General features: G+C 72.6%; 21 protein-coding genes and 1 pseudogene. 5 read left to right on the top strand and 17 right to left on the bottom strand.

Annotated elements, in window-relative coordinates; all coding sequences use genetic code 11:
• Positions 1–7 precede the first annotated feature (7 nt).
• Positions 8–562 carry a GNAT family N-acetyltransferase gene (locus tag O7597_RS19430; RefSeq protein ID WP_281580340.1) on the top strand — a complete coding sequence of 185 codons (555 nt, stop codon included), beginning with the start codon at positions 8–10 and terminating at the stop codon, positions 560–562.
• On the opposite strand, the gene O7597_RS19425 is transcribed toward O7597_RS19430, so the two are convergent.
• Positions 458–1,741, bottom strand: coding sequence for a glycosyltransferase family 87 protein (locus O7597_RS19425; protein WP_281580339.1), 1,284 nt, complete (start codon positions 1,739–1,741; stop codon positions 458–460). The two genes, O7597_RS19430 and O7597_RS19425, sit on opposite strands and share 105 nt — an antisense overlap.
• Before the next feature lie 35 nt (positions 1,742–1,776).
• Between O7597_RS19425 and O7597_RS19420 the strand changes: the two genes are divergently transcribed.
• Entirely contained in the window at positions 1,777–2,358 is a 582-nt protein-coding gene (locus tag O7597_RS19420; RefSeq protein ID WP_281580338.1) for a GNAT family N-acetyltransferase, read from the top strand.
• 29 nt (positions 2,359–2,387) lie between these two features.
• Here O7597_RS19420 and dapB read toward each other — a convergent pair whose 3' ends face one another.
• The 6 genes from dapB to truB all read right to left on the bottom strand — a co-directional run bounded on the left by dapB (position 2,388) and on the right by truB (position 9,660).
• On the bottom strand, positions 2,388–3,161 hold the full coding sequence (gene dapB, locus O7597_RS19415; RefSeq protein WP_281580337.1) for a 4-hydroxy-tetrahydrodipicolinate reductase: 774 nt from the start codon (positions 3,159–3,161) through the stop codon (positions 2,388–2,390).
• 70 nt (positions 3,162–3,231) lie between these two features.
• Positions 3,232–4,530, bottom strand: coding sequence for a pitrilysin family protein (locus O7597_RS19410; protein ID WP_269739324.1), 1,299 nt, complete (start codon positions 4,528–4,530; stop codon positions 3,232–3,234).
• A gap of 204 nt (positions 4,531–4,734) precedes the next feature.
• On the bottom strand, positions 4,735–7,101 hold the full coding sequence (locus O7597_RS19405) for a polyribonucleotide nucleotidyltransferase (protein WP_281580336.1): 2,367 nt from the start codon (positions 7,099–7,101) through the stop codon (positions 4,735–4,737).
• A 221-nt stretch (positions 7,102–7,322) separates the two neighbouring features.
• Positions 7,323–7,592, bottom strand: a complete 270-nt coding sequence (gene rpsO, locus O7597_RS19400) for a 30S ribosomal protein S15 (protein ID WP_013732184.1) — start codon at positions 7,590–7,592, stop codon at positions 7,323–7,325.
• A gap of 193 nt (positions 7,593–7,785) precedes the next feature.
• Positions 7,786–8,715 (bottom strand): bifunctional riboflavin kinase/FAD synthetase, encoded by a 930-nt coding sequence (locus tag O7597_RS19395; RefSeq protein WP_269739326.1) that lies wholly within the window; start codon positions 8,713–8,715, stop codon positions 7,786–7,788.
• Positions 8,716–8,775: 60 nt separating this feature from the next.
• Positions 8,776–9,660, bottom strand: a complete 885-nt coding sequence (truB, locus tag O7597_RS19390; RefSeq protein ID WP_281580335.1) for a tRNA pseudouridine(55) synthase TruB — start codon at positions 9,658–9,660, stop codon at positions 8,776–8,778.
• Positions 9,661–9,803: 143 nt separating this feature from the next.
• Between truB and O7597_RS19385 the strand changes: the two genes are divergently transcribed.
• Positions 9,804–10,136 (top strand): hypothetical protein, encoded by a 333-nt coding sequence (locus O7597_RS19385; RefSeq protein WP_281580334.1) that lies wholly within the window; start codon positions 9,804–9,806, stop codon positions 10,134–10,136.
• Here the strand turns inward: O7597_RS19385 and O7597_RS19380 are convergent.
• The 10 genes and pseudogenes from O7597_RS19380 to rimP all read right to left on the bottom strand — a co-directional run bounded on the left by O7597_RS19380 (position 10,125) and on the right by rimP (position 19,948).
• Positions 10,125–11,456, bottom strand: coding sequence for an MATE family efflux transporter (locus tag O7597_RS19380; protein WP_281580333.1), 1,332 nt, complete (start codon positions 11,454–11,456; stop codon positions 10,125–10,127). The genes O7597_RS19385 and O7597_RS19380 overlap by 12 nt on opposite strands.
• 541 nt (positions 11,457–11,997) lie before the next feature.
• The gene (locus tag O7597_RS19375; protein WP_199172386.1) at positions 11,998–12,207 is read right to left on the bottom strand and encodes a DUF6186 family protein; all 210 of its coding nucleotides are present in this window, start codon (positions 12,205–12,207) and stop codon (positions 11,998–12,000) included.
• A complete protein-coding gene (locus O7597_RS19370; RefSeq protein ID WP_164445986.1) occupies positions 12,207–12,614 on the bottom strand; it encodes a hypothetical protein in 408 nt (135 codons plus the stop codon). Before O7597_RS19370 ends, O7597_RS19375 begins: the two co-directional genes overlap by 1 nt.
• Positions 12,615–12,677: 63 nt before the next feature.
• Entirely contained in the window at positions 12,678–13,733 is a 1,056-nt protein-coding gene (locus O7597_RS19365) for a bifunctional oligoribonuclease/PAP phosphatase NrnA (RefSeq protein WP_281583278.1), read from the bottom strand.
• Between the two features lie 116 nt (positions 13,734–13,849).
• Positions 13,850–14,341 (bottom strand): 30S ribosome-binding factor RbfA, encoded by a 492-nt coding sequence (gene rbfA, locus O7597_RS19360; protein WP_281580332.1) that lies wholly within the window; start codon positions 14,339–14,341, stop codon positions 13,850–13,852.
• 134 nt (positions 14,342–14,475) lie between these two features.
• Positions 14,476–14,769, bottom strand: a complete 294-nt coding sequence (locus O7597_RS19355; protein ID WP_269742615.1) for a DUF503 domain-containing protein — start codon at positions 14,767–14,769, stop codon at positions 14,476–14,478.
• A gap of 90 nt (positions 14,770–14,859) precedes the next feature.
• Entirely contained in the window at positions 14,860–17,835 is a 2,976-nt protein-coding gene (gene infB, locus O7597_RS19350; RefSeq protein WP_281580331.1) for a translation initiation factor IF-2, read from the bottom strand.
• Between the two features lie 93 nt (positions 17,836–17,928).
• Positions 17,929–18,259, bottom strand: a pseudogene (locus O7597_RS19345) (YlxR family protein).
• Between the two features lie 16 nt (positions 18,260–18,275).
• Complete coding sequence (nusA, locus tag O7597_RS19340; RefSeq protein WP_269739333.1) at positions 18,276–19,319, bottom strand: transcription termination factor NusA; 1,044 nt, start codon at positions 19,317–19,319, stop codon at positions 18,276–18,278.
• A complete protein-coding gene (gene rimP, locus O7597_RS19335; RefSeq protein WP_281580330.1) occupies positions 19,316–19,948 on the bottom strand; it encodes a ribosome maturation factor RimP in 633 nt (210 codons plus the stop codon). The genes nusA and rimP overlap by 4 nt, the downstream gene beginning before the upstream one ends.
• Positions 19,949–20,167: 219 nt before the next feature.
• Between rimP and O7597_RS19330 the strand changes: the two genes are divergently transcribed.
• Both O7597_RS19330 and O7597_RS19325 read left to right on the top strand, forming a co-directional pair.
• Positions 20,168–20,620, top strand: coding sequence for a hypothetical protein (locus O7597_RS19330; protein ID WP_281583277.1), 453 nt, complete (start codon positions 20,168–20,170; stop codon positions 20,618–20,620).
• Positions 20,617–21,048, top strand: a complete 432-nt coding sequence (locus O7597_RS19325; protein WP_281580329.1) for a ferritin-like domain-containing protein — start codon at positions 20,617–20,619, stop codon at positions 21,046–21,048. Before O7597_RS19330 ends, O7597_RS19325 begins: the two co-directional genes overlap by 4 nt.
• Positions 21,049–21,079 lie beyond the last annotated feature (31 nt).

The following is a 21,079-nucleotide window of genomic DNA, read 5'->3' as shown; positions in this document are numbered from 1 at the left end:
TAGTCCCATGCCCTGCATCCGCCGTGAGCAGCCCGACGACGCCGAGGCGGTGGCCCGGGTGCACGTGCACGGCTGGCAGGCCGGCTACGCCGGGATCATGCCGGACGAGGTGCTCAACCGGCTCAACCCGGTCGCCTGGGCGCAACGCCGGCGGGCCCTCGGCACCGCCGATCCGGACCACCCCTTCACCACCCTGCTGGCCGAGGAGCACGGCACGCTCGTCGGCTTCACCACCTTCGGGCCGTACCGCAACAACCAGGATCGCGGCGACCTCGACCCGACGTACGGCGAGGTGGTGAGCCTCTACGTCACGCCCGAGAACTGGGGTGACGGCACCGCTCGGGCCCTGTTCGCGGCGGCCCGGTCGGGCCTGCGTGAGTCCGGCTGGGCGGAGTACCGGCTGTGGGTGCTGGCGGCCAACGACCGGGCCCGCCGGTTCTACGAGCGGGCCGGACTGTCACCGGACGGTGAGCGGTCGACCTATCCGGTGCCGTTGTCCGGCGGACGACCGGCGATCGAGCTTGTCGAACTGCGCTACACCGGCCGGCTCGACGGTGGCTGAGGCCGACGGCGACCGGGGCGCGACCCGGCGTACCGGCAGGAAGGCCAGCAGCGCCAGGCTGATCCAGACGTAGGTGTTGCCGAACAGGAAACCGTCGAGGCCGGCGGAGTCCTCCTCCCACGCCCAGACGATCCGGCTGGTCAGGAACGCGTACCCGACGGCCGCGCAGGCCAGCAGGACCCGGCGCCGGCCACCCGGCGGTGCGGCCATGCCCCGGTCCACCAGCAGCAGCAGGCCCGGCAGCAGCCAGACCAGGTGATGCACCCAGGTGACCGGGCTGACCAGGCACATCACCGCGCCGGTCAGGGCCAGCCCGGTGGCCTCGTCGCCGACGGACGCCGCGACCCGGGACCGCCACGCCCAGAGCACCAGCGTCGCGGCGACCAGCAGCAGCCAGGCCAGCGTGCTGGGGCTCTCCGGGTCGAGTCGGGCCACCACGCCGCGCAGCGACTGGTTGGAGACGAAGGCCAGCTCACCGACCCGTCCGGTGTTCCACAGCGCGCTGGTCCAGAACTCCCGGGAGGCGTCCGGAAACAGCGCGGCGGCCAGCACGGTCGCGGCGGTCGCGGTGCCCGACGCGGTCACCGCGGCGCGCCACCGTCGGGTCACCAGCAGGTAGACGATGAAGATGCCCGGCGTAAGTTTGATCGCGGTGGCCAGGCCGATGCCGACCCCCGCCCATCTGTTGCCGCCCGGCAGCAGCCGGAGCAGGTCCACGGCCACCAGGAAGAGCAGCAGCGTGTTGACCTGGCCGAAGTTGATCGTCTCGCGCATCGGTTCGAAGGCGGCGACCAGGCACAGCGCCACCGCGAAGGCGAACCAGCGGGTCCAACCGGCACGCCGGGACACCGGGTCCAGCAGCCACCAGATCAGCACCGCGCTGGTCAGCACCCCGGCGGCCACGCTGACCACGATCGCGGCGTGCCAGGACAGGTACCCCATCGGCAGCATCACCAGGGCGGCGAACGGTGGGTAGGTGAAGCCGTACTGGGTGCCGGGCTTGAGGTAGTCGTAGATCTCCCCGCCGTCGTGCACCCACCAGACCAGGGCACCCCGGTAGACCTGCAGGTCGAAGAAGCCGTGCCGGACGGCCGCCACGGACAGGAACCCGGCCACCGCGACGGCGAGGACGACGACCGCGGCGACCTGTCCCACCGTCCGCCTGGCACCCTGCGCCACCGTCGCCTCCCTCGCCCTGCGTAGGCTGTCGTGCCATGAGTCTCGGGTACGTCCGCCCGGCGCGTCCGGAGGACGCCGCCGAGATCGCCCGCATCCAGCTCGCCACCTGGCGGGTCGCCTACCGGCGACTGCTGCCCCGGGAGGTGCTGGACGGCCTCGACGAGGCGTCGCTGGCCGAACGCTGGGACGCCTCGGTGCGCCAGCCGCCGAGCGACACGCACCGGGTGCTGGTCGCCGTCGAACAGGCCGAGCAATCGTATCTGGTGGGCTTCGCCGCCTCCGGTCCGGCCGACGCCGAGGCGCTGGCCCCGAACGAACCGGCCGACGCGCTCGGCGCCGATGTGGTGGCGGTGACCGACCTGCTGGTCGAGCCCCGGTGGGGCCGGCGCGGGCACGGCTCCCGGCTGCTCGCCGCCAGCGTCGACCTGTGGCGGGAGTCCGGCTTCGACCGGGCGGTGGCGTGGGTGTTCGAGGGCGACCAGGCGTCCCGGAAGTTCCTCACCACCGCCGGCTGGGAGCCCGACGGCGCGGGTCGCGCGCTGGACGTCGACGACATGCTGGTCCCCCAGCTACGCCTGCACGTCGCCGTTCCCACCGACCCACCCCAGGCCGGCTGAACGTCCCGTCCGGCCCGCCTCGGCCGCGCTCAGTCGAGCAGGTCGTCCAGGCCGAGGGTCAGGCCCGGGCGGTTCCGCACCGCGCGTACCGCGAGCAGCACGCCCGGCATGAACGAGACCCGGTCGTACGAGTCGTGCCGGATGGTCAGGGTCTCGCCGGTGGCGCCGAAGAGGACCTCCTGATGGGCGACCAGTCCGGTGGCCCGCACGGCGTGCACCCGGACCCCGTCCACGTCGGCACCCCGGGCACCGGCGATCTCGTCCTTGGTGGCGTCCGGTGCCGGACCGAGGCCGGCCTCGGCGCGGGCCGCCGCGACCAGGCGGGCGGTGTGCATGGCGGTGCCGCTGGGCGCGTCGAGCTTGCGCGGATGGTGCTGCTCGATGATCTCGACCGACTCGAACCAGCGGGCGGCACGCGCGGCGAACTGCATCATCAGCACCGCGCCGAGACCGAAGTTGGGGGCGATCACCACGCCCACGTCGGGCCGGCCGGCCAACCAGCCGCGTACCTTCTCGATCCGCTGCTCGGTGAAGCCGCTGGTGCCGACCACCGCGTGGATCCCCTGGTCGATGCACCAGTGCAGGTTGTCCAGCACGACGTCGGGAGTGGTGAAGTCGACGAGCACCTCCGCGCCGGCCTCCGCGGCGTTCGCCAACCAGTCGTCCTGGTCGACCGTCGCGACCAGTGTCATGTCGGCGGCCGCCTCGACGGCCCGGCACACCTCGGCACCCATCCGGCCACCGGCGCCCAGCACGCCGACCCTGATCGAATCGGCGGCGGTCTTCTCCTGCTCGTCAGTCACGCGGCACAACCTATCCCAATCGGGACGCGGACACCCCGAGGGTGGTGCCCACCCGTTCGGCCGAAAAAGGTCAGGCGCTGAAGTCCCGGCCGGCGAACGGGCCGACGACGGCGAGGGACATCGGCCGGTCCAGCAGTTCCGCGGCGAGGGCGTTGACGTCGTCGAGGGTGACCGCGTCGACCCGGTCGAGCAGCTCGTTGACCGGCACCAGGTCCCCGTAGAGCAGCTCGCCCTTGGCCAGCCGGCTCATCCGGGAACCGGTGTCCTCCAGGCCGAGCACGAACGAACCCTTGCTCATCCCCTTGCCCCGGGCCAGTTCCGCCTCGGTGACGCCGTGCGCGGCGGTACGCGCCAACTCGGCCCGGGTCAGCTCCAGCACCTCGTCGACCCGGCTCGGGGCGCAGCCGGCGTAGACGCCGAACAGGCCGCTGTCGGCGTACTGGCTCGCGTAGGAGTAGACGGAGTAGGCGAGGCCACGACGCTCCCGGATCTCCTGGAAGAGCCGGCTGGACATGCCCCCACCGAGCACGTTGTTCAGCACGCCGAGGGCGAAGCGACGCTCGTCGAGCCGATCGATGCCCGGGCAGCCCAGCACGATGTGCGCCTGCTCGGTCTCCTTCGCCTCCACCACGGTGGCGGCGGCCCGGGTGCGTACGCCCGGGGTGGCCGGCCGCTGCGGCGCGGGCGCCGCCGGATCGGTGTCCAGCGGAGTGCCCCGCAGCGCCTGGCGGACCAGCCGCACCACGGCGGTGTGGTCGAGGTTGCCGGCGGCGGCGATGACGATCTGCGGTGCGACGTAGCGCCGCCGGTAGAAGCTCTGGATCTGCCGGCGGGTCATCGGGGTGACCGTGTCGGCGGTGCCGGAGATCAGCCGGCCCAGCGGGTGGTCACCGTAGACGGCCTGGGCGAACAGGTCGTGCACCTCGTCGCCGGGCTCGTCGTCGTGCATGGCGATCTCCTCGAGGATCACGCCGCGTTCGGTCTCCACGTCGGCCGGCTCCAGCAGCGAGTCGGCGACCAGGTCGCACATGACGTCGATGGCCAGGGGCAGGTCCTCGTCCAGCACCCGGGCGTAGTAGCAGGTGTACTCCTTCGTGGTGAAGGCGTTGGTCTCGCCGCCCACGGCCTCGATGGCCGAGGAGATCTCCATCGCGTTCCGCTTGTGGGTGCCCTTGAACAGCAGGTGCTCCAGGAAGTGGGCGGCACCGGCCTGCGGACCGGTCTCGTCCCGCGAGCCGACCGCCACCCAGATGCCGAACGAGACGCTGCGCATGGCCGGGATCGCCTCGGTCAGCACACGCAGCCCGTTGGGCAGCACCGTGCGGCGCACCGTGCCGCCCAGCGGATCGTCGCTCAGGGTCCGGGTCACCGCCCGGGTCGACCCACCGGCGGCCCGAGCGGTAGGGGTGGCCTGCCGGCCGGCGCGCGGCGTCGACCCCGGTCGGGTCCCGAGGAAAGACGAATGCCGGGTCCGGCTCACGGCCACCTGCTTCCAGTACGACGAGGGGATGGATGAGTTGACGAACGAACCGGCCGGGCGACGGTGTCGCCCGGCCGGTCAGCGGTTCACGTGTCAGCTGTGCCGGGTACGGCGTCGGGGACGGTTGTCGCCGCCACCCTCGCCACCTTCGCCACGCTCCGGCCCACGACCGCCCCGGTCGCCACCGCGGTCGCGGTCGCCCCGGTCACGCGGACCCCGGTCGCCACCCCGATCGCGGCTGGCGGGCCGCTCCTCACCGGTTGCGGCGGCCGGCGCCTCGGCGCCCTCCGGGCGGACCTTGTCCAGGTAGATCTTGCCGCGCTGGTCGATGTCGGCGATCTCCACCTCGACCCGGTCACCGACGTTGAGGAAGTCCTCGACCTTCTCGACCCGCTTGCCGTCACCCACCTTGGAGATGTGCAGCAGGCCGTCGCGACCCGGCAGCAGCGAGACGAACGCGCCGAACGGGGCGGTCTTCACCACCGTGCCGAGGAAGCGGTCGCCGACCTTGGGCAGGGTCGGGTTGGCGATCGCGTTGATCCGCTCGACCGCGGCCTGCGCCGACGGACCGTTCGTCGCGCCGACGTAGATGGTGCCGTCGTCCTCGATGGAGATCTCGGCGCCGGTCTCGTCCTGGATGGCGTTGATGGTCTGACCCTTCGGGCCGATCACCATGCCGATCTTGTCAACCGGGATCTTGACCGTGGTCACCCGGGGCGCGTAGTCGGACATCTCGGCCGGTGCCTCGATCGCCCGCTGCATCACGTCGAGGATGGTCTGCCGCGCCTCGTGGGCCTGCTGGAGGGCGGGGGCCAGCACGTCGGACGGGATGCCGTCGAGCTTGGTGTCGAGCTGCAACGCGGTGACGAAGTCGCGGGTACCGGCGACCTTGAAGTCCATGTCGCCGAAGGCGTCCTCGGCACCGAGGATGTCGGTGAGCGTGACGTACTGGGTCTTGCCGTCGACCTCGTCGGAGATGAGGCCCATCGCGATGCCGGCGACCGGCGCCTTCAGCGGCACACCGGCGCTGAGCAGGCCCAGCGTCGAGGCGCAGACCGAGCCCATCGAGGTGGAGCCGTTGGAGCCGAGGGCCTCGGAGACCTGTCGGATCGCGTACGGGAACTCCTCCCGCGAGGGCAGCACCGGGATCAGCGCCCGCTCCGCCAGCGCGCCGTGCCCGATCTCGCGGCGCTTCGGCGAGCCGACCCGACCGGTCTCACCGGTGGAGTACGGCGGGAAGTTGTAGTTGTGCATGTAGCGCTTGGACTTCTCCGGGGAGAGGGTGTCCAGCGCCTGCTCCATGCGCAGCATGTTGAGCGTGGTGACGCCGAGGATCTGGGTCTCGCCGCGCTCGAACAGCGCCGAGCCGTGCACCCGGGGCAGCACGCCCACCTCGGCGCTCAGCGGGCGGATGTCGCGCGGACCCCGGCCGTCGATGCGGACCTGCTCGCGCAGCACCCGGCTGCGCACCTCGGACTTGGTCAGCGACCGGAACGCGGCGGAGAGCTCCTTCTCCCGGCCCTCGAAGCGGGCGCCGAGTTCCTCGTGCACCCGCAGCTTGATCGCGTCCAGGGCCTCCTCGCGGTCGGCCTTGCCGGCGATCTGCAGGGCCTCGGCGACGTCGGCGCGGGCCAGGTCGGCGACCGCGTCGTACGCGTCGTCCTGGTAATCCAGGAAGACCGGGAACTCGGCGACCGGCTTGGCGGCGACCTCGGCCAGCTCGCTCTGCGCCCGGCACAGCTCGCGGATGGCGGGCTTGGCGGCCTCCAGACCGCTGGCCACGACCTCCTCGGTCGGGGCGGGCGCCCCGCCGGCGACCAGCTTCACGGTGTGCTCGGTGGCCTCCGCCTCGACCATCATGATCGCGACGTCGCCGTCGGGCAGGGCCCGGCCGGCAACCACCATGTCGAAGGTGGCCCGGGCCAGCTCCTCGTGGGTCGGGAAGGCGACCCACTGGCCGTCCACGTGGGCCATCCGGGTGGCCCCGATCGGACCGGAGAACGGCAGGCCGGACAGCTTGGTCGACATCGACGCGGCGTTGATCGCGACCACGTCGTACGGGTGCTGCGGGTCGAGCGCGAGGATGGTCTCGACGACCTGGACCTCGTTGCGCAGGCCCTTGACGAACGACGGGCGCAGCGGCCGGTCGATCAGGCGGCAGGTGAGGATGGCGTCCTCGCTGGGCCGGCCCTCACGACGGAAGAACGAGCCGGGGATGCGGCCCGCGGCGTACATCCGCTCCTCCACGTCGACGGTCAGCGGGAAGAAGTCGAACTGCTCCTTCGGCTGCTTGCCGGCGGTGGTGGCGGACAGCACGACGGTCTCGCCGAGCTGGGCGGTGACGGACCCGGCGGCCTGTCGGGCCAGCCGGCCGGTGGAGAAGGTGATCTCACGGGTGCCGAACGACCCGTTGTCGATCACGGCGGTGCGGGTTTCGGTGCCGAGTTTGGTCTCGGTCATGCTCTGTCAATGCTCCTTCGCATCGGGGGCCACGACGCGGGAGCTGTGCGGACGGCCGGTCTTCGATCGAAGCGCCCGGGACCGCCGGCGGGATGCCGGGGTGCCCGGAGGCCACTACCGGAGACCGGTACGCCGACGCTCCCTTGTCTGGGTGGTCGTGGCCCGTTTCTCGGTTGGGACGCCGACGGGGGAGTGACCTGGTGGGCCACTCCCCCGTCACGTCACCGGCGCAGGCCGAGTCGCTCGATGAGCGACCGGTAGCGGTTGATGTCCTTCTTCTGAACGTAGTTGAGCAACCGACGGCGACGGCCGACCAGCAGCAGCAGCCCACGGCGGCTGTGGTGGTCGTGCTTGTGCACCTTCAGGTGCTCGGTGAGATCGGCGATCCGCTTGGTGAGGACCGCGACCTGCACCTCCGGCGACCCGGTGTCACCCTCGGCGGTCGCGTACTCCTCGCGGATCTTGGCCTTTGCCTGCTGGTCGAGCGCCATGTTCTCCCTGTTCTGGTGGGTTGTCTCGATGCGGTCCGTCGGGCCGGGCTACGGCACCGGTGACGGACGGTCCTCGCACCCGCGGCGTCGAGCAGGCAGGCGAGGCCCCACGTCGGTCAGCCGACGTCCCAGCCAGCCTACCAGCACCCGCCCGGGCCGGCCGGTCAAGGGCCACGGGCGGGTCGGTGACCGGTCAGCCCAGCACCCGGCGGGTCCGCTCGACGTCCTGGGCGATCTGGGCGATCAACGGCTCGATCGCGTCGAAGCGGGTCTGGCCACGCAGATGCGCCACGAAATCCAGTGCCAGCCGCTCGCCGTAGAGGTCGCCGTCGAAGTCCAGCGCGTAGGCCTCGACCCGGCGCTCCCGGCCGGAGAACGTCGGGTTGGTGCCGATCGACACGGCGGCGGCGAGCGGCTGCCGCTGCCCTCGACGGATCATCCGGGCGGCGTAGACGCCGTCGGCCGGGACCGCCGCGTGTCGGTGGCAGAGCAGGTTCGCGGTCGGGAAGCCGAGTTCCCGCCCACGCTGATCACCGCGGACGACCACCCCCTCCAGCCGGTGCGGCCGACCCAGCGCCGCCGCCGCCGCGGTCACGTCACCCGCGTCGACGCAGGAGCGGATGTAGGTCGAGGAGAAGACCGTGCCCGACTCGGCCACCAGCGGAGCCGCCTCGACGGCGAACCCGAAGGTGCGGCCGAGCCGCTCCAGCAGTGCCACGTCACCGGCGGCCCGGTGACCGAACCGGAAGTTGTCGCCCACCACCACGAGCGCGGCGTGCAAATGCTCGACAAGCACGTCGTGCACGAACGCCTCGGCCGACAACCGGGACACCTCGGGCGTGAACGGCATCACACAGAGCACATCCGCCCCGAGGGTCTCGATCAGCTCCGCCTTGCGGTGCGGCTCGGTCAGCACCGCCGGGTGGGAGCCGGGTCGCACGACCTCGGCCGGATGCGGGTCGAAGGTGAGCACCACCGACTTGACGCCGAGTTCACGGGCGCGGGCCACGGCGTGCCCGATCGTCGCCTGGTGCCCCTTGTGCACGCCGTCGAAGACGCCGATGGTGACGACCGACCGTCCCCAGCCACCGGGCGCCGCGTCGTACCCCCGCCACCGCTGCATGCTGCTCCTCCGCTGTCGTTCACCGCCGGCCGCCGTCGGTCGGCCGTCCGGTACCCGGCGTCAGGCCGGGGCGAGCACGATCTCCGCGCGGGCCCGGCCGGCCCGCTCGCTGACGATAGCGATCAGTCCACCGGCCGGGTCGAACACGGCGTACGGCCCGGTATGGCCGACCGGGTCGAGCGGGCCGCCGTGCGACAGCACCTTCGCCTCCTCCTCGGTGGCGTCCCGGCGCGGGAAGAACCGTTCGGCGGCGGCCGCGAGCGGCAGGCCCACCACCTCCGGCGCGCGGTGCTCCAGCTCGTCGAGGGTGGCCGCCTCCGCCACGGTGAACCCGCCCACGGCGGTCCGGCGCAGGGCGGTCAGGTGGCCGCCGACGGCGAGGGCCAGACCCGCGTCGCGGGCGATCGCCCGGATGTACGTCCCGGTCGAGCAGGCCACGTCGATGTCGACGTCGACCACGTCGGGCGAGGCCCGGCGGATCGCCAGCACGTCGAGCCGGGACACGGTGACCCGCCGGGCCGGCAGGTCGACGCTCTCCCCCGCACGGACCCGCTTGTACGCGCGCTGGCCGTTGATCTTGATAGCGCTCACCGCGCTCGGCACCTGGTCGATCTCCCCGGTCAACCCGGCCAGCGCGCCCCGGACCGCCTCGTCGGTGAGCGTCCCGGCGGGCGTGGTGGCGATCACGTCGCCCTCCGCGTCATCGGTGACGGTGGCCTGGCCCAGCCGGATGGTCGCCGCGTAGCTCTTGTCCGCACCGATCACGTACGTCAGCAGCCTGGTGGCCCGGCCGACCCCGATCACCAGGACGCCGGTGGCCATCGGATCGAGCGTGCCACCGTGACCGACCCGCCGGGTCCGAGCCAACCGACGCAACCGGGCGACCACGTCGTGCGAGGTCATACCGCCGGGCTTGTCCACCACGATCAGGCCGTCTGTGCTCACGACGTGCAAGCCTGCCAGACCCGTTCGCCCGGCCGAGCACCGGACAGGCCGCCGAAAACGGGATGTTCCCGCTGGGACCTCCCTGCCACGATGGGCTCATCGGCGGCGGTGAGTGCCGCGCCGGCAGACACGGGGAGAACGAGATGAGCACGGACCGAGGTCCCGATCGCACGCGCCGGCCCGACGATTCGGTCGGCCTGCGTACGCCCGAGCAGCCCAGCGCGCTGCCGGACTGGATGCTGAATCCGCCACCGGCGAGGCGCACGCTGGGCACCCGCCTCGCCGAGGGCGTCGCCGCGCTGCCCGGTGCCGGTGCGGTCCGGCGCCGCTGGTGGGCCTGGCAGCGACGGCAGCCCCTGCGTCAGCGTTACCCCAACACCATGAAGATCATCGCGTTGCTCGTCTCCTTCGTGGCGAGCCTGGCCCTGGTGCTCGTCCTCTACGCGCTGTACGGCCAGGTCTTGTCAGGCGGGTAGACGCTCCTCGCCGATGACCGCCCAGGCACCGCTGCGTAGCCGCAGCAGCAGCCCGATCAGGCGGATCACGGTGAACAGCATCAGCCCGGCCCAGATGCCACCGAGACCCATATCGAGGGCGTACGCCAGCCAGATCGCCGGCAGGAAGCCGCCGAGCGCACCGGCCACGGTGAGGTTGCGCAGATAGCGGATGTCACCCGCGCCGATCAGTACCCCGTCGAGGGCGAACACCACCCCGGCCAATGGCAGCATCGCGGCGAACCAGGGCCAGGCCACCAGCGCCTGCTCGTGGACCGCGCGATCGGAGGTGAACCAGGTGGGCACCACGGTGGCACCGGCCGCGGCGAGCACGGCGAACCCCGTACCGCAGATCGCGCCCAGCCGGCCGATCCGGCGGGCCAGCGCCCGGGCCGTCGCGTCGTCACCACCGCCGAGCGCCGCACCGACAAGCGCCTGCGCGGCGATCGCCAGCGCGTCGAGCACCAGTGCCGCGAAGAACCAGAGCTGCACGGCGATCTGGTGGGCGCCCACCGTGGCGGCGCCGAACCGGGCGGCCACCGCCGTGGCGGACAGGAAACTGGCCTGGAAGGCCACCCCACGGATCAGCAGGTCCCGGCTGAGCACCAGCTGCTGGCTGATGACCCGGGGACGCGGGCGCAGCGCCACCCGCTCGGCCACCAGGGCGGCGGCGAAGAGGGCCCCGGAGAGGGTCTGCGCGATCACGTTCGCCACCGCCGAGCCGATCAGCCCCAGGCCCACCGGATAGACGAGCACCGGGCAGAGCACCGCGGAGAGCAGGTTGGGGCCGACCACGAAGAGCAGCGGCCGGCGGGTGTCCTGCACACCCCGCAGCCAGCCGTTGCCGGCGGCGGCGAGCAGCAGCCCGGGGGCACCGAACGCGGCGATGCGCAGCCACTCGGCGGCGGCGAGCGCCACCTCACCACCGCCGGCCAGCGCACCCGCCAGGGCACCGCCGCCGATCTGCATGCCGACGACGACCACCAGCCCGACACCAAGGGCCGACCAGGACGCCTGGACCCCCTCGGCCACCGCCGCGGCGCGGTCGCCGGCACCGTACCGGCGGGCCGCGCGGCCGGTCGTGCCGTACGCGACCACGGTTCCCAGCCAGGCGGTGAGGGTCATCACGGTGCCACCGACGGCCACCGCCGCGAGCGGCACCCGGCCCAGATGGCCGACGACCGCGGTGTCGACGAGCACGTAGAGCGGCTCGGCGGCGAGTACCACGAGGGCGGGCAGGGCGAGCGCGGCGATTCGGCGCGGCGACGCGACCCGATCGGCGGCAAGGGTGGACTGGCTCATCGGCGCCGATGGTGGCACGCGGAATGTAAGGGGAGCAAACTGGGGTGCTACTTACCGGGGTGAACGTTCTCCCGGGTCAGTGCGGTGGCGCCGTCCCTCAGTACGGCGGCGCGCAGGGATCGTTCGGACCGGTGGTGACGTCGTACGCCTCGGCGGCCGGACGTCACCACCGGTCGGACACCGTCACTGACGGGTGTCCATGGAGGTCTGCAGGGCGCGACGGGCCTGCTCGCGGGCCTCGTCAGTGGTCTCGGGCTGGGGCTTGGCGGCCATGGTGGGCTCCCTTCCAGGGCACGCGCCACCGAGCGCGGCGGCGCGTCACGGGCGGTGCGGGGACTGTCGCCCGAGACCGGTTCCGGGATCGCCGGAACGGCGGAGGGCGGCCTGGTGGCCCGGGTCGGTCAACCCTTGGAGCACGAGCGGCACCGGGTATGGCTCCGCCCCTGACCTGCGCCGAAAGCGGCGCCGGCCGTTTCCCAAGTTATCGTTCAGGTCCACATGTTGCGTACTGTTCCCGCGATCTGGACAGGTTGCCGCACCGTCATCGGGCCAGGAAGTGCCAGCCGATCCACCACCAGAAGCCGAACAGGCCGATCCGGCCCACCGGCACCGGCCCCACCTCGTAGCGCATGACGTACCCGCAGAGCTCGCCGAGCGTCGGGATCTTCGAGCCCTCCCGCCGGGCCAGCCACTCGACCAGCCCGAACAGCGCCAACCCGACCAGGAACCCGCCGATCGCCAGTGCCCGCATCATCGCCGCACCAGTCCCCAGAACGCCGACAGCCAGACCAACCAGGCCGCGGACCGGACCAGGCGGTCCTCCAGCAGCGGGTCGGCCAGCAGGGAGAAGGTGGGAAAGTCGTCACCGGCCGCCGCGATGAAGGTGACCCCCTCGAAGATCCCGAAGACCACCACCGGCAGCGTCCACCAGACCGCACCGGGCCGCAACCGTTCCGGCGCCGGACGAGCCTGCACCCGCTTGGTCAGGCCGAGCCAGATCAGCACCCCGCCAGCACCGAACACATAGACGTTGGCCTCGGTCGAGAAGGACGGGAAGCGGCCACCCACCAGGGAGAGGGCGACAAGCACCGGTACGCAGACGACCGGCCGCTCCCAGGTGCGAGGGGTGTCGACGGTGAGGTCGTGGGGCTGCTCCATCATCCGATTCTCCCCGCCCTGTCCAGGTGCCGAAGTCTCGACGCCCCGGAGTCGACCCTGAAATCACCCCTGCTGGTCGGCGTCGCTCTCCGGGTCGTACGCCCGCAACTGGGTCCGGATCCGCTCCACGACCTCGTCCACCGTGCCACGGCCGGTGAAACCGGCGGCCAACCGGTGCCCACCGCCGCCCAGCGCGACCGCCACCCGACTCACGTCGGTCGCGCCCTTGCTGCGCAGGGAGACCGCCCACACGGCCGGCGCGGTCTGCTTGACCACACAACTGACGTCGGCCTCGGCGGTGCAGCGCACCGGATCGATGAGCGCCTCCAGAACGTATGGCCGCTGCTCGTGGCGGGCCAGGTCGTCCAGGGTCGCGTAGGTCCAGACCAGGCCCTGCCCGCCGGCCTCCTCGGGCTCCAGCCGGGCCCGCCCGAGCACCTCACCGAACAGCCGCACCGCGCCGAACGGCCGGCTGTCGAACACCCGTCGCGAGATGTCACCCGGCCGGATCCCGGTGGCCAGCAACCGGGCCGCCATCTCGTGCACCGCCGGGGTGGTCGCGTCGAACCGGAACGACCCGGTGTCGGTGCTCAGCGCCACGTACAGGCACTCCGCGATGCCGGCGTCCAGCGGCACACCGAGCCGCTCCAGCAACTGCTCGGCGAGCACGGAGGTCGCCGCCGCCGCCGGGTCCACCAGGTTCACGTCGCCGAAGCCGCGGTTCGAGGCGTGATGGTCGAGCACCAGGGCGGTGCCCTTCCCGGTCAACCGGCCGGCCAGCTCGCCGAGCCGCGACTCGCTGGCCGCGTCGAAACAGATGACCAGGTCCGGCTCGGGTTCCGCCGCCGCCTCCGGGACCAACAGTTCCAGCCCGGGCAGGCCGCGCAACGGCTCGGGCACCTCCGGCGGACCGGGGAAGGTGGCCTGCACCCGGTGGACCCCGAGCCGCCGCAGCCCGAGCGCGAAGCCGAGCATGCTGCCCAGCGCGTCCCCGTCCGGGTTGACGTGACAGATCAGCAGCACCCGCCCGTCGGCCGGCAGCTGGCGGACCGCCGCCACCGCGGCGGCCCAGTCGGCCTCGGTCGGCCCGGACAAACTCGACCCGGCCGGGTCGACCAGGCCGGCCGTCACGGCCGGAGCCGGCGCGCCACTGCCGGCCGAACCCACCCGGCCGGGGCCGGGCTGTCGCCGCACGGCGGGATCCGGCTCGGTCACGGCACCACCGGAGGGGGCGGTCACCGCCGGTCCCCGCCCCGGGCCTCGTCGGCGGTTCCGTCTGGTTCGTCCTCGTCCTCGGTGCCGCTGTCGTCCTCGTCGAGGCGGTACGGCTGCGCCTCACCGGCGTACTCGGCCCGTGCCGCCAGGCGCTGCACCTCGGCATCGGCGTTGCGGGCCGCGGCGAGCAGATCGTCGATGTGCTTGACCTGATCCTGGACGTCGTCCAGGACGAAGGTCAGCGTCGGCGAGTGGCGCAGCCCGAGCGCCTTGCCGACCGTGCTGCGCAGCATGCCCTTGGCGCTGTCCAGCGCGGCGGCGGTCCCCGCCTGGGCCGCCGCGTCGCCGAGCACGGTGTAGAAGACCGTGGCGTCCCGCAGGTCGGCGGTGATCCGGGCGTCGGTGATGGTGATCATGCCGAGGCGGGGGTCCTTGATCTGACTCCGCACCACCGACGCGACCAGCTCGCGCACCCGCTCCGCGTGCCGGCGTACCTTGGCCGCATCCGTCATCTCCGCCACCTCCACGGCGTCCCGCTACCGGCCGGGCTCCGGTGACGCCGGCGTCACCGGAGCCCGCACCGACCCCAACACTCGAACCCTACCCGCGCCGTCCGCCCCGGCGTGCGGGGCGGCGGCCAACCGGCTCAGTCGTCGTCGCCGTGCAACCGACGACGCACCGACAGCAGTTCGACCTCCGGACGGCCCGCCACCAGACGCTCGCACGAGTCGAGCACCTCGCGGGCATGTGCCGCCTCGGCGGCCACCACCGCCACTCCTATCTCCGCTCGTCCGTGCAGGTCGAGCGCCCCTACCTCGGCGGCCGACACGTCGAACCGGCGCAGCGCCGCGACGATCGGCCGCACGTACGACCTCTTGGCCTTCAGCGACCGGGAGTCCCCCGGCAGCAGCAGGTCGAAAACTGCGGTTGCGGTGTACATCGCTGCGGACACTACCCGCACCCCACCCCACATGATCAAGGGGTTTACGCCGACCGGCGTAAACCCCTTGACCAGTGCGTCACCGCAGGATCAGGCGCGAACCTTCTCCCGCATCTCGAAGGTCTCGATCACGTCGCCGACCTGGACGTTGTTGTAACCACCCAGGGTCAGACCGCACTCGAAGCCCTCCCGGACCTCCGTCGCGTCGTCCTTGAACCGCTTGAGCGAGCTGATCGTGAGGTTGTCCGCCACGACCGTGCCGTCGCGCAGCAGGCGCGCCTTCGCGTTCCGTCGGATGACACCCGACCGGACGATGCAACCGGAGATGTTGCCGATCTTGGACGAGCGGAACACGTCGCGGATCTCCGCGGTGCCGAGCTCGACCTCCTCGTACTCCGGCTTGAGCAGACCCTTGAGCGCCGCCTCGATCTCCTCGATGGCCTGGTAGATGACGGTGTAGTACCGGATCTCCACGCCCTCGCGGTCGGCCATCTCGCGGACCTTGTTCGAGGCCCGCACGTTGAAGCCGATGATCGTGACCGGCTCGGACGAGGCGCTCGCGAGCATGATGTTGCTCTCGGTGATCGAGCCGACGCCCCGGTCGAGGACCTTGAGCTGGACCTCCTCGGGAATGTCGAGGTTGAACAGCGCGTCCTCCAGGGCCTCCACCGAACCGGAGACGTCGCCCTTGAGGATGAGGTTGAGCGAGGTCTTCTCGCCCTCCTTGAGCTGCTCCATGAGCGTCTCGAGGGTGGCCCGGCCACGGGAGTTGGCGAACGCCGCCGCCCGCCGGCGGGCCTGCCGCTGCTCGGCGATCTGCCGCACCGTGCGGTCGTCCGCCGCGGCGAGGAAGGTGTCGCCCGCGCCCGGCACCGCGGTCAGACCGAGGACCATGACCGGACGCGCCGGCCCCGCCTCGGTGACCTGGTTGCCGTTCTCGTCGAGCATCGCCCGGACCCGGCCGTGCGCCCCACCGGCGACGATCGAGTCGCCCGCCCGCAGGGTGCCCTTCTGCACCAGCACCGTCGCGACCGCACCACGGCCCTTGTCCAGGTGCGCCTCGATCGCCACACCCTGCGCCGGCCCGTCGGTCGGAGCGGTCAGCTCCAACGACGCGTCGGCGGTGAGCAGCACCGCTTCGAGCAGTTCCTCGATGCCGATGCCGGGCTTCGCGGCCACGTTGACGAACATGGTCTCGCCGCCGTACTCCTCGGCGACCAGGCCGTACTCGGTCAGCTGCTGGCGGACCTTGTCCGGGTTCGCCTCCGGCTTGTCGACCTTGTTGACCGCGACCACGATCGGCACCTCGGCCGCCTTGGCGTGGTTCAACGCCTCGATGGTCTGCGGCATGACACCGTCGTCGGCCGCGACCACCAGGATCACGATGTCCGTCACCTGGGCACCACGGGCACGCATGGCGGTGAACGCCTCGTGACCCGGGGTGTCGATGAACGTCACCGCGCGGTCCTCGCCCTCGTGCGGCACGTGGACCTGGTAGGCACCGATGTGCTGGGTGATGCCTCCGGCCTCGCCGGCGACGACGTTCGCCTTGCGGATCGCGTCGAGCAGCTTGGTCTTACCGTGGTCGACGTGACCCATGACGGTCACCACCGGCGCCCGGCTGACCAGGCGGTCCTCCGCGACCTCGGCGTCGAGGTCGATGTTGAACTGCGCGAGCAGCTCGCGGTCCTCGTCCTCCGGGCTGACGATCTGCACGTTGAAGCCGAGGTGTTCGCCCAGCAGCAGCAGCGTGTCGTCGGAGCACGACTGAGTCGCGGTGACCATCTCGCCCAGGTTGAACATCTCCTGGACCAGCGAACCCGGGTTGGCGTTGATCTTGTCAGCGAAGTCCGACAGCGAGGCGCCACGGGAGAGGCGCACCGTCTGCCCCTGACCTCGGGGGGCACCCGAGCTCATGGTCGGAGCCGACAGGTTGTCGAACTCCTGTCTGCGCTGCTTCTTGGACTTGCGACCACGGGTGGGCTTGCCGCCCGGACGCCCGAAGGCACCAGCGGCTCCGCCGCCACGGCCACGACCACCGCCGCCGGGGCGACCGCCGCCGCCGGCCGGCGCACCCGGGCGGAATCCACCGCCAGCGCCGCCGCCACCGGGGCCACCGCGGTAGCCACCGCCACCGCCGCCACCACCGGGGCCACCGCGGTAGCCACCGCCACCGCCGCCACCCGGACCGCCGCGGTAGCCACCGCCACCGCCGCCACCGGGACGACCGGCGCCGCCACCGGAGCGACCGGCACCGGGGCCACCGGGACGACCCGGACGCTGGCTCGGCATCGAGGCCGGGCTGGGCCGCGGCGGCATCGAGGCCGGGCTCGGCCGCGGCGGCATCGACGCCGGGCTGGGCCGGGAACCACCGGCACCGGCGGCCGGCGGCCGCTGCTGCTGGCTGCCCTGGATGCCGAAGGGGTTGTTACCGGCGCCACGCGCCGGCGGGCGACCCTGCCGGCCACCCGGACCCGGGTTGGTGGGACCGGGACGACCCGCGGCCGGGGAACCCGGGCGGGGCGGCATCGCGCCGGGACCGGGTCGGGGACCCGGACGGGCGCCACCGTCGGCCGGGGGCTCCCGGCGAACGTTGTCCCGCTGCTGCTGGCGGGCGGCCTGGGCGGCCTTGACCGCGGCCTCCTGCTCAGCCTTCAGGGCGGCGGCACGCGCCTCCGCGGCGGCCACCTCGATGTCGTGAGCGCTCGCCGGCTTGGCGACCGGGGCCGCCGGCGGCGGCGGACCGGGCACCGGACCCTTCGGCTTCGGCCCGGGCACCGCCGGACGCCGTGGCGGCGTCGGCTTGGCGGTGACCCGAGGCTCGCCGGGGGTCGGCGACGGGGTCGGTGCCGCCGTCGGAGCCGGTGCGGCCGGCGGCGCGGCCGCCGGGGCTCCGGAGCCGCCCGAGGCGACGAAGGCGTTGCGCAGCCGTCGGGCGACAGGCGCCTCGACGGTGCTCGACGCGGACTTGACGAACTCGCCCATCTCCTTGAGCTTGGCGAGTACGGTCTTGCTTTCGACCCCGAGCTCTTTTGCAAGCTCGTGTACGCGGGCCTTACCTGCCACTGCACTCCTCACTCCGAGGTCGTGCGGGCAGCACCCGCAGCGACCTCACTCGTGCACTTGAAGCCTGATCATTTCTGGGACTTCATCGTGTGCTCATGTCGGTCGTCCTACCTTGCTAGCGGCCCTCGTCCGGTCGGGTGACCGGACGTGGTGGTTGACGCGTCAGGTACTCCGCGAGGGCCCCGTCATCCGGAACCCCGGCGACACGCAGCGCGCGCCCGAAGGCACGACGCCGCACTGCCTGCGCGAAGCAGGCCGGATCCGGGTGCATGTTCGCTCCCCGACCCGGCAGCGTGCGGGTCGGATCGGGTCGGAGGCTGACATCAGCCTCGTCGCCAATCGCGACGATCCGCAGCAGTTCACTGGCCGGTGCGCGCCGTCGACAACCCACACAGGTGCGCTCCGGCAGCGCGCGTCGTGCCACTGGTGGAAGTCTACCCCTAGCTACCCGACACCGCTCCGCCCGGTTCCCGGACGTGATCAGCCGCAGCCTGCCCGGCGGGGGCGGCCGGCTCGGCGTCGGACCGGATGTCGATTCGCCAACCGGTCAGCCGGGCAGCAAGTCGGGCATTCTGCCCCTCCCGCCCGATCGCGAGCGACAGCTGGAAATCCGGAACGGTCACCCGCGCGGCCCGGTTGGCCAGGTCGACCACCTCGACCCGCAACGCCTTGGCCGGGGAGAGCGCGTTACCGACGAAGGTCGCCGGATCGTCCGACCAGTCGATGATGTCGATCTTCTCTCCGTGCAGCTCGCTCATCACCGCCCGGACCCGCTGGCCCATCGGACCGATGCAGGCGCCCTTGGCGTTGACCCCGGCCGCGGTGGAACGCACGGCGATCTTCGTACGGTGACCCGCCTCACGGGCGATCGCGCCGATCTCGACCGTGCCGTCGGCGATCTCCGGCACCTCCAGGGCGAACAGCTTCTTCACCAGATTCGGGTGCGTGCGGGACAACGTGATCTGCGGGCCACGCATTCCCTTGGCCACGTGCACCACCACGCAGCGGATCCGCTCGCCGTGGGTGTACCGCTCGCCGGGCACCTGCTCCGACTGCGGCAGCACACCCTCGAGCTTGCCCAGGTCGACGGTGACGATGCCCTTCTCGGCCCGCGCCTCGTGCGCCTGCACCACCCCGGTGACCAGGTCGCCGTCGCGGCCGACGTACTCACCGAAGTGCACCTCGTCGGTGGCCTCCCGCAGCCGCTGGAGGATCACCTGCTTGGCGGTCATGGCAGCGATCCGACCGAAGTCGTGCGGAGTGTCGTCCCACTCCCGCTCCACGGTGCCCTCGGTGCCCAACTCCTGGGCGTAGACAAGTGCCGCGCCGGTCTTCCGGTCGATCTCCACCCGGGCGTGCGACTGCGCACCCTCGGTGTGCCGGTACGCGGTCAGCAGCGCGGTCTCGATCGCCGCGAGGATCGTGTCGAACGGGATCTCCCGCTCGCGCTCCAGTGCGCGCAGCGCCGCGAGGTCGATGTTCACCTCTCCTCGTCCTCCACATCATCATCGTCGTCGACGTCTTCTGATTCGGCCAACTCGTCCAGGCGGGTGAACTCGACCTGCACCCGGCCCGGGCCGAGGTCGGCGTAGGCCCACTGCGTACGGTCGGTGTCGGTCTCCAGCACCACGCGTTCGGCGTCGGCGTCGACCACCCGGCCGGTGACCTGCCGGTCGCCCCCGGACGGCGGGTTACCGCGTACGGTCACCCGCACCAGCCGCCCCACGTTGCGGCGCCAGTGCCGGGGCAGCGTCAACGGACGGTCCACCCCCGGCGAACTGACCTCGAGCTGGTACTCCCCCGCGACGATGTCACCGCCGCTCTCCTCCGCCGCGTCCAGCGCGGTGGAGACCGCGCGCGACACGTCGGCCACCGCGTCCAGGTTGATCCCACCGTCGGCGTCGACGATCACCCGCACCACGTGCCGGCGGCCGGCCCGGGAGACGGTGAGATCCTCCAGGTCGTAGCCGGCGGCCTGCACCACGGGCGCGATCACCGAGCGCAGCCGCTCGCGGCGGGCGGCGAGGTCACCGCGGGAGGTCTGACCCGCGCGTGCAGCCTGGCCACCGCGGGGTCGACCCGTCGTCCTGGTGGCACGACCACGCTGCGTCATCCGAAGAACCCTTCCGCTGCTCGCCGACGCCATGCCGGCACGCCACCGGTGCGGACGCGCCGGTGGCTGCGCAGAGCGTAACGCGCCGCCGGGACGACGGCCCGGGCGGCGCACCGACGCCACCGCCGGACACACCGCACGGCCATGGTGTTGACTTGTCCGGTGGCGATGGGCAGAACGACGCGGCAGGACGACGCCTCCGAGCTTTCCCGACGCGGCCTGCTGCGGGCCAGTGCGCTGCTGGCGCTCGGTGGGGCCGCCGCTCCACTGGCCGGTTGCGGCCTGCTCGACCGCGACGAGCCACCGCCGCCGCCCGATCCGCTCGCGCCGCTGCTGGACGAGTCCCGACAGCTCGCGGCCGGTCTGCGCGCCGCCGCCACCGCCCACCCCGACCTGGCCGCCCGGCTGCTGCCGCTCGCCGAGTCACACGAGGCACACGCCACGGAGATCGCCCGGCTGACCGGTGCGGCTACCGCCTCCGCCGCGCCCACGGCCACCCCGTCAGGCTCGCCGCCGACGGACCGCTCGGCGACGTTGGCCGCACTGCGCAGGTCCGAGCGCGCCGGCCGGGAGGCGGCGATCCGGGCCTGCGCCGAGGCACCCGCCGAGCGCGTCGCGCTGCTCGGGTCGGTCGCCGCCGCCCGCGCCACCCACCTGGAGGCGCTGCGATGAGCGAATCCACCGAGGCGCTCGCCGACGCCCTCACCGCCGAGTACGCCGCGATCTGGGCCTACGGCCCCGTCGGGGTACGACTCAGCGGGGCCGAACGCAAGGCCGCGGCCGAGGCCGAGGCCGCCCACCGGGCTCGCCGGGACGCGCTCGTGGTGCAGTTGAGTACCGACGGCGGCAGCGTTCCGCCGGATCGGCCCGGGTACGCGTTGCCCTTCCCGGTGACCGACCGGGCCAGCGCCCTGCGGCTCGCCGTGCAGGTGGAGGAACGTACCGCGGCCTTCTGGCGGGCGGCGCTGCCGGTCAGCACCGGCGCCGATCGGGATCGGGCCCTGGCCGCCCTGGTGGAGTACGCGGTCCGGGCGACCCGCTGGCGGCGCAGCGCCGGAATCGTCCCGCTGACCGTGCCGTTCCCGGGCCGGCCGAGCTGAACCGGCCCGGCCGGACCCACCCGGGCGTAGT

The sequence above is a fragment of the Verrucosispora sp. WMMC514 genome (assembly GCF_027497295.1).
Taxonomy (GTDB): domain Bacteria; phylum Actinomycetota; class Actinomycetes; order Mycobacteriales; family Micromonosporaceae; genus Micromonospora; species Micromonospora palythoicola.
This window is presented reverse-complemented; position numbering and strand designations above follow the sequence as displayed.

Coding starts and splice junctions, on each gene's coding strand:
- O7597_RS19430 (WP_281580340.1), top strand. CDS start 8: ATGCCCTGCATCCGCCGTGAGCAGCCCGACGACGCCGAGGCGGTGGCC.
- O7597_RS19420 (WP_281580338.1), top strand. CDS start 1,777: ATGAGTCTCGGGTACGTCCGCCCGGCGCGTCCGGAGGACGCCGCCGAG.
- O7597_RS19405 (WP_281580336.1), bottom strand. CDS start 7,101: ATGACCGAGACCAAACTCGGCACCGAAACCCGCACCGCCGTGATCGAC.
- rpsO (WP_013732184.1), bottom strand. CDS start 7,592: ATGGCGCTCGACCAGCAGGCAAAGGCCAAGATCCGCGAGGAGTACGCG.
- O7597_RS19395 (WP_269739326.1), bottom strand. CDS start 8,715: ATGCAGCGGTGGCGGGGGTACGACGCGGCGCCCGGTGGCTGGGGACGG.
- O7597_RS19385 (WP_281580334.1), top strand. CDS start 9,804: ATGAGCACGGACCGAGGTCCCGATCGCACGCGCCGGCCCGACGATTCG.
- O7597_RS19380 (WP_281580333.1), bottom strand. CDS start 11,456: ATGAGCCAGTCCACCCTTGCCGCCGATCGGGTCGCGTCGCCGCGCCGA.
- O7597_RS19375 (WP_199172386.1), bottom strand. CDS start 12,207: ATGCGGGCACTGGCGATCGGCGGGTTCCTGGTCGGGTTGGCGCTGTTC.
- O7597_RS19370 (WP_164445986.1), bottom strand. CDS start 12,614: ATGGAGCAGCCCCACGACCTCACCGTCGACACCCCTCGCACCTGGGAG.
- rbfA (WP_281580332.1), bottom strand. CDS start 14,341: ATGACGGATGCGGCCAAGGTACGCCGGCACGCGGAGCGGGTGCGCGAG.
- O7597_RS19355 (WP_269742615.1), bottom strand. CDS start 14,769: ATGTACACCGCAACCGCAGTTTTCGACCTGCTGCTGCCGGGGGACTCC.
- rimP (WP_281580330.1), bottom strand. CDS start 19,948: ATGACGCAGCGTGGTCGTGCCACCAGGACGACGGGTCGACCCCGCGGT.
- O7597_RS19325 (WP_281580329.1), top strand. CDS start 20,617: ATGAGCGAATCCACCGAGGCGCTCGCCGACGCCCTCACCGCCGAGTAC.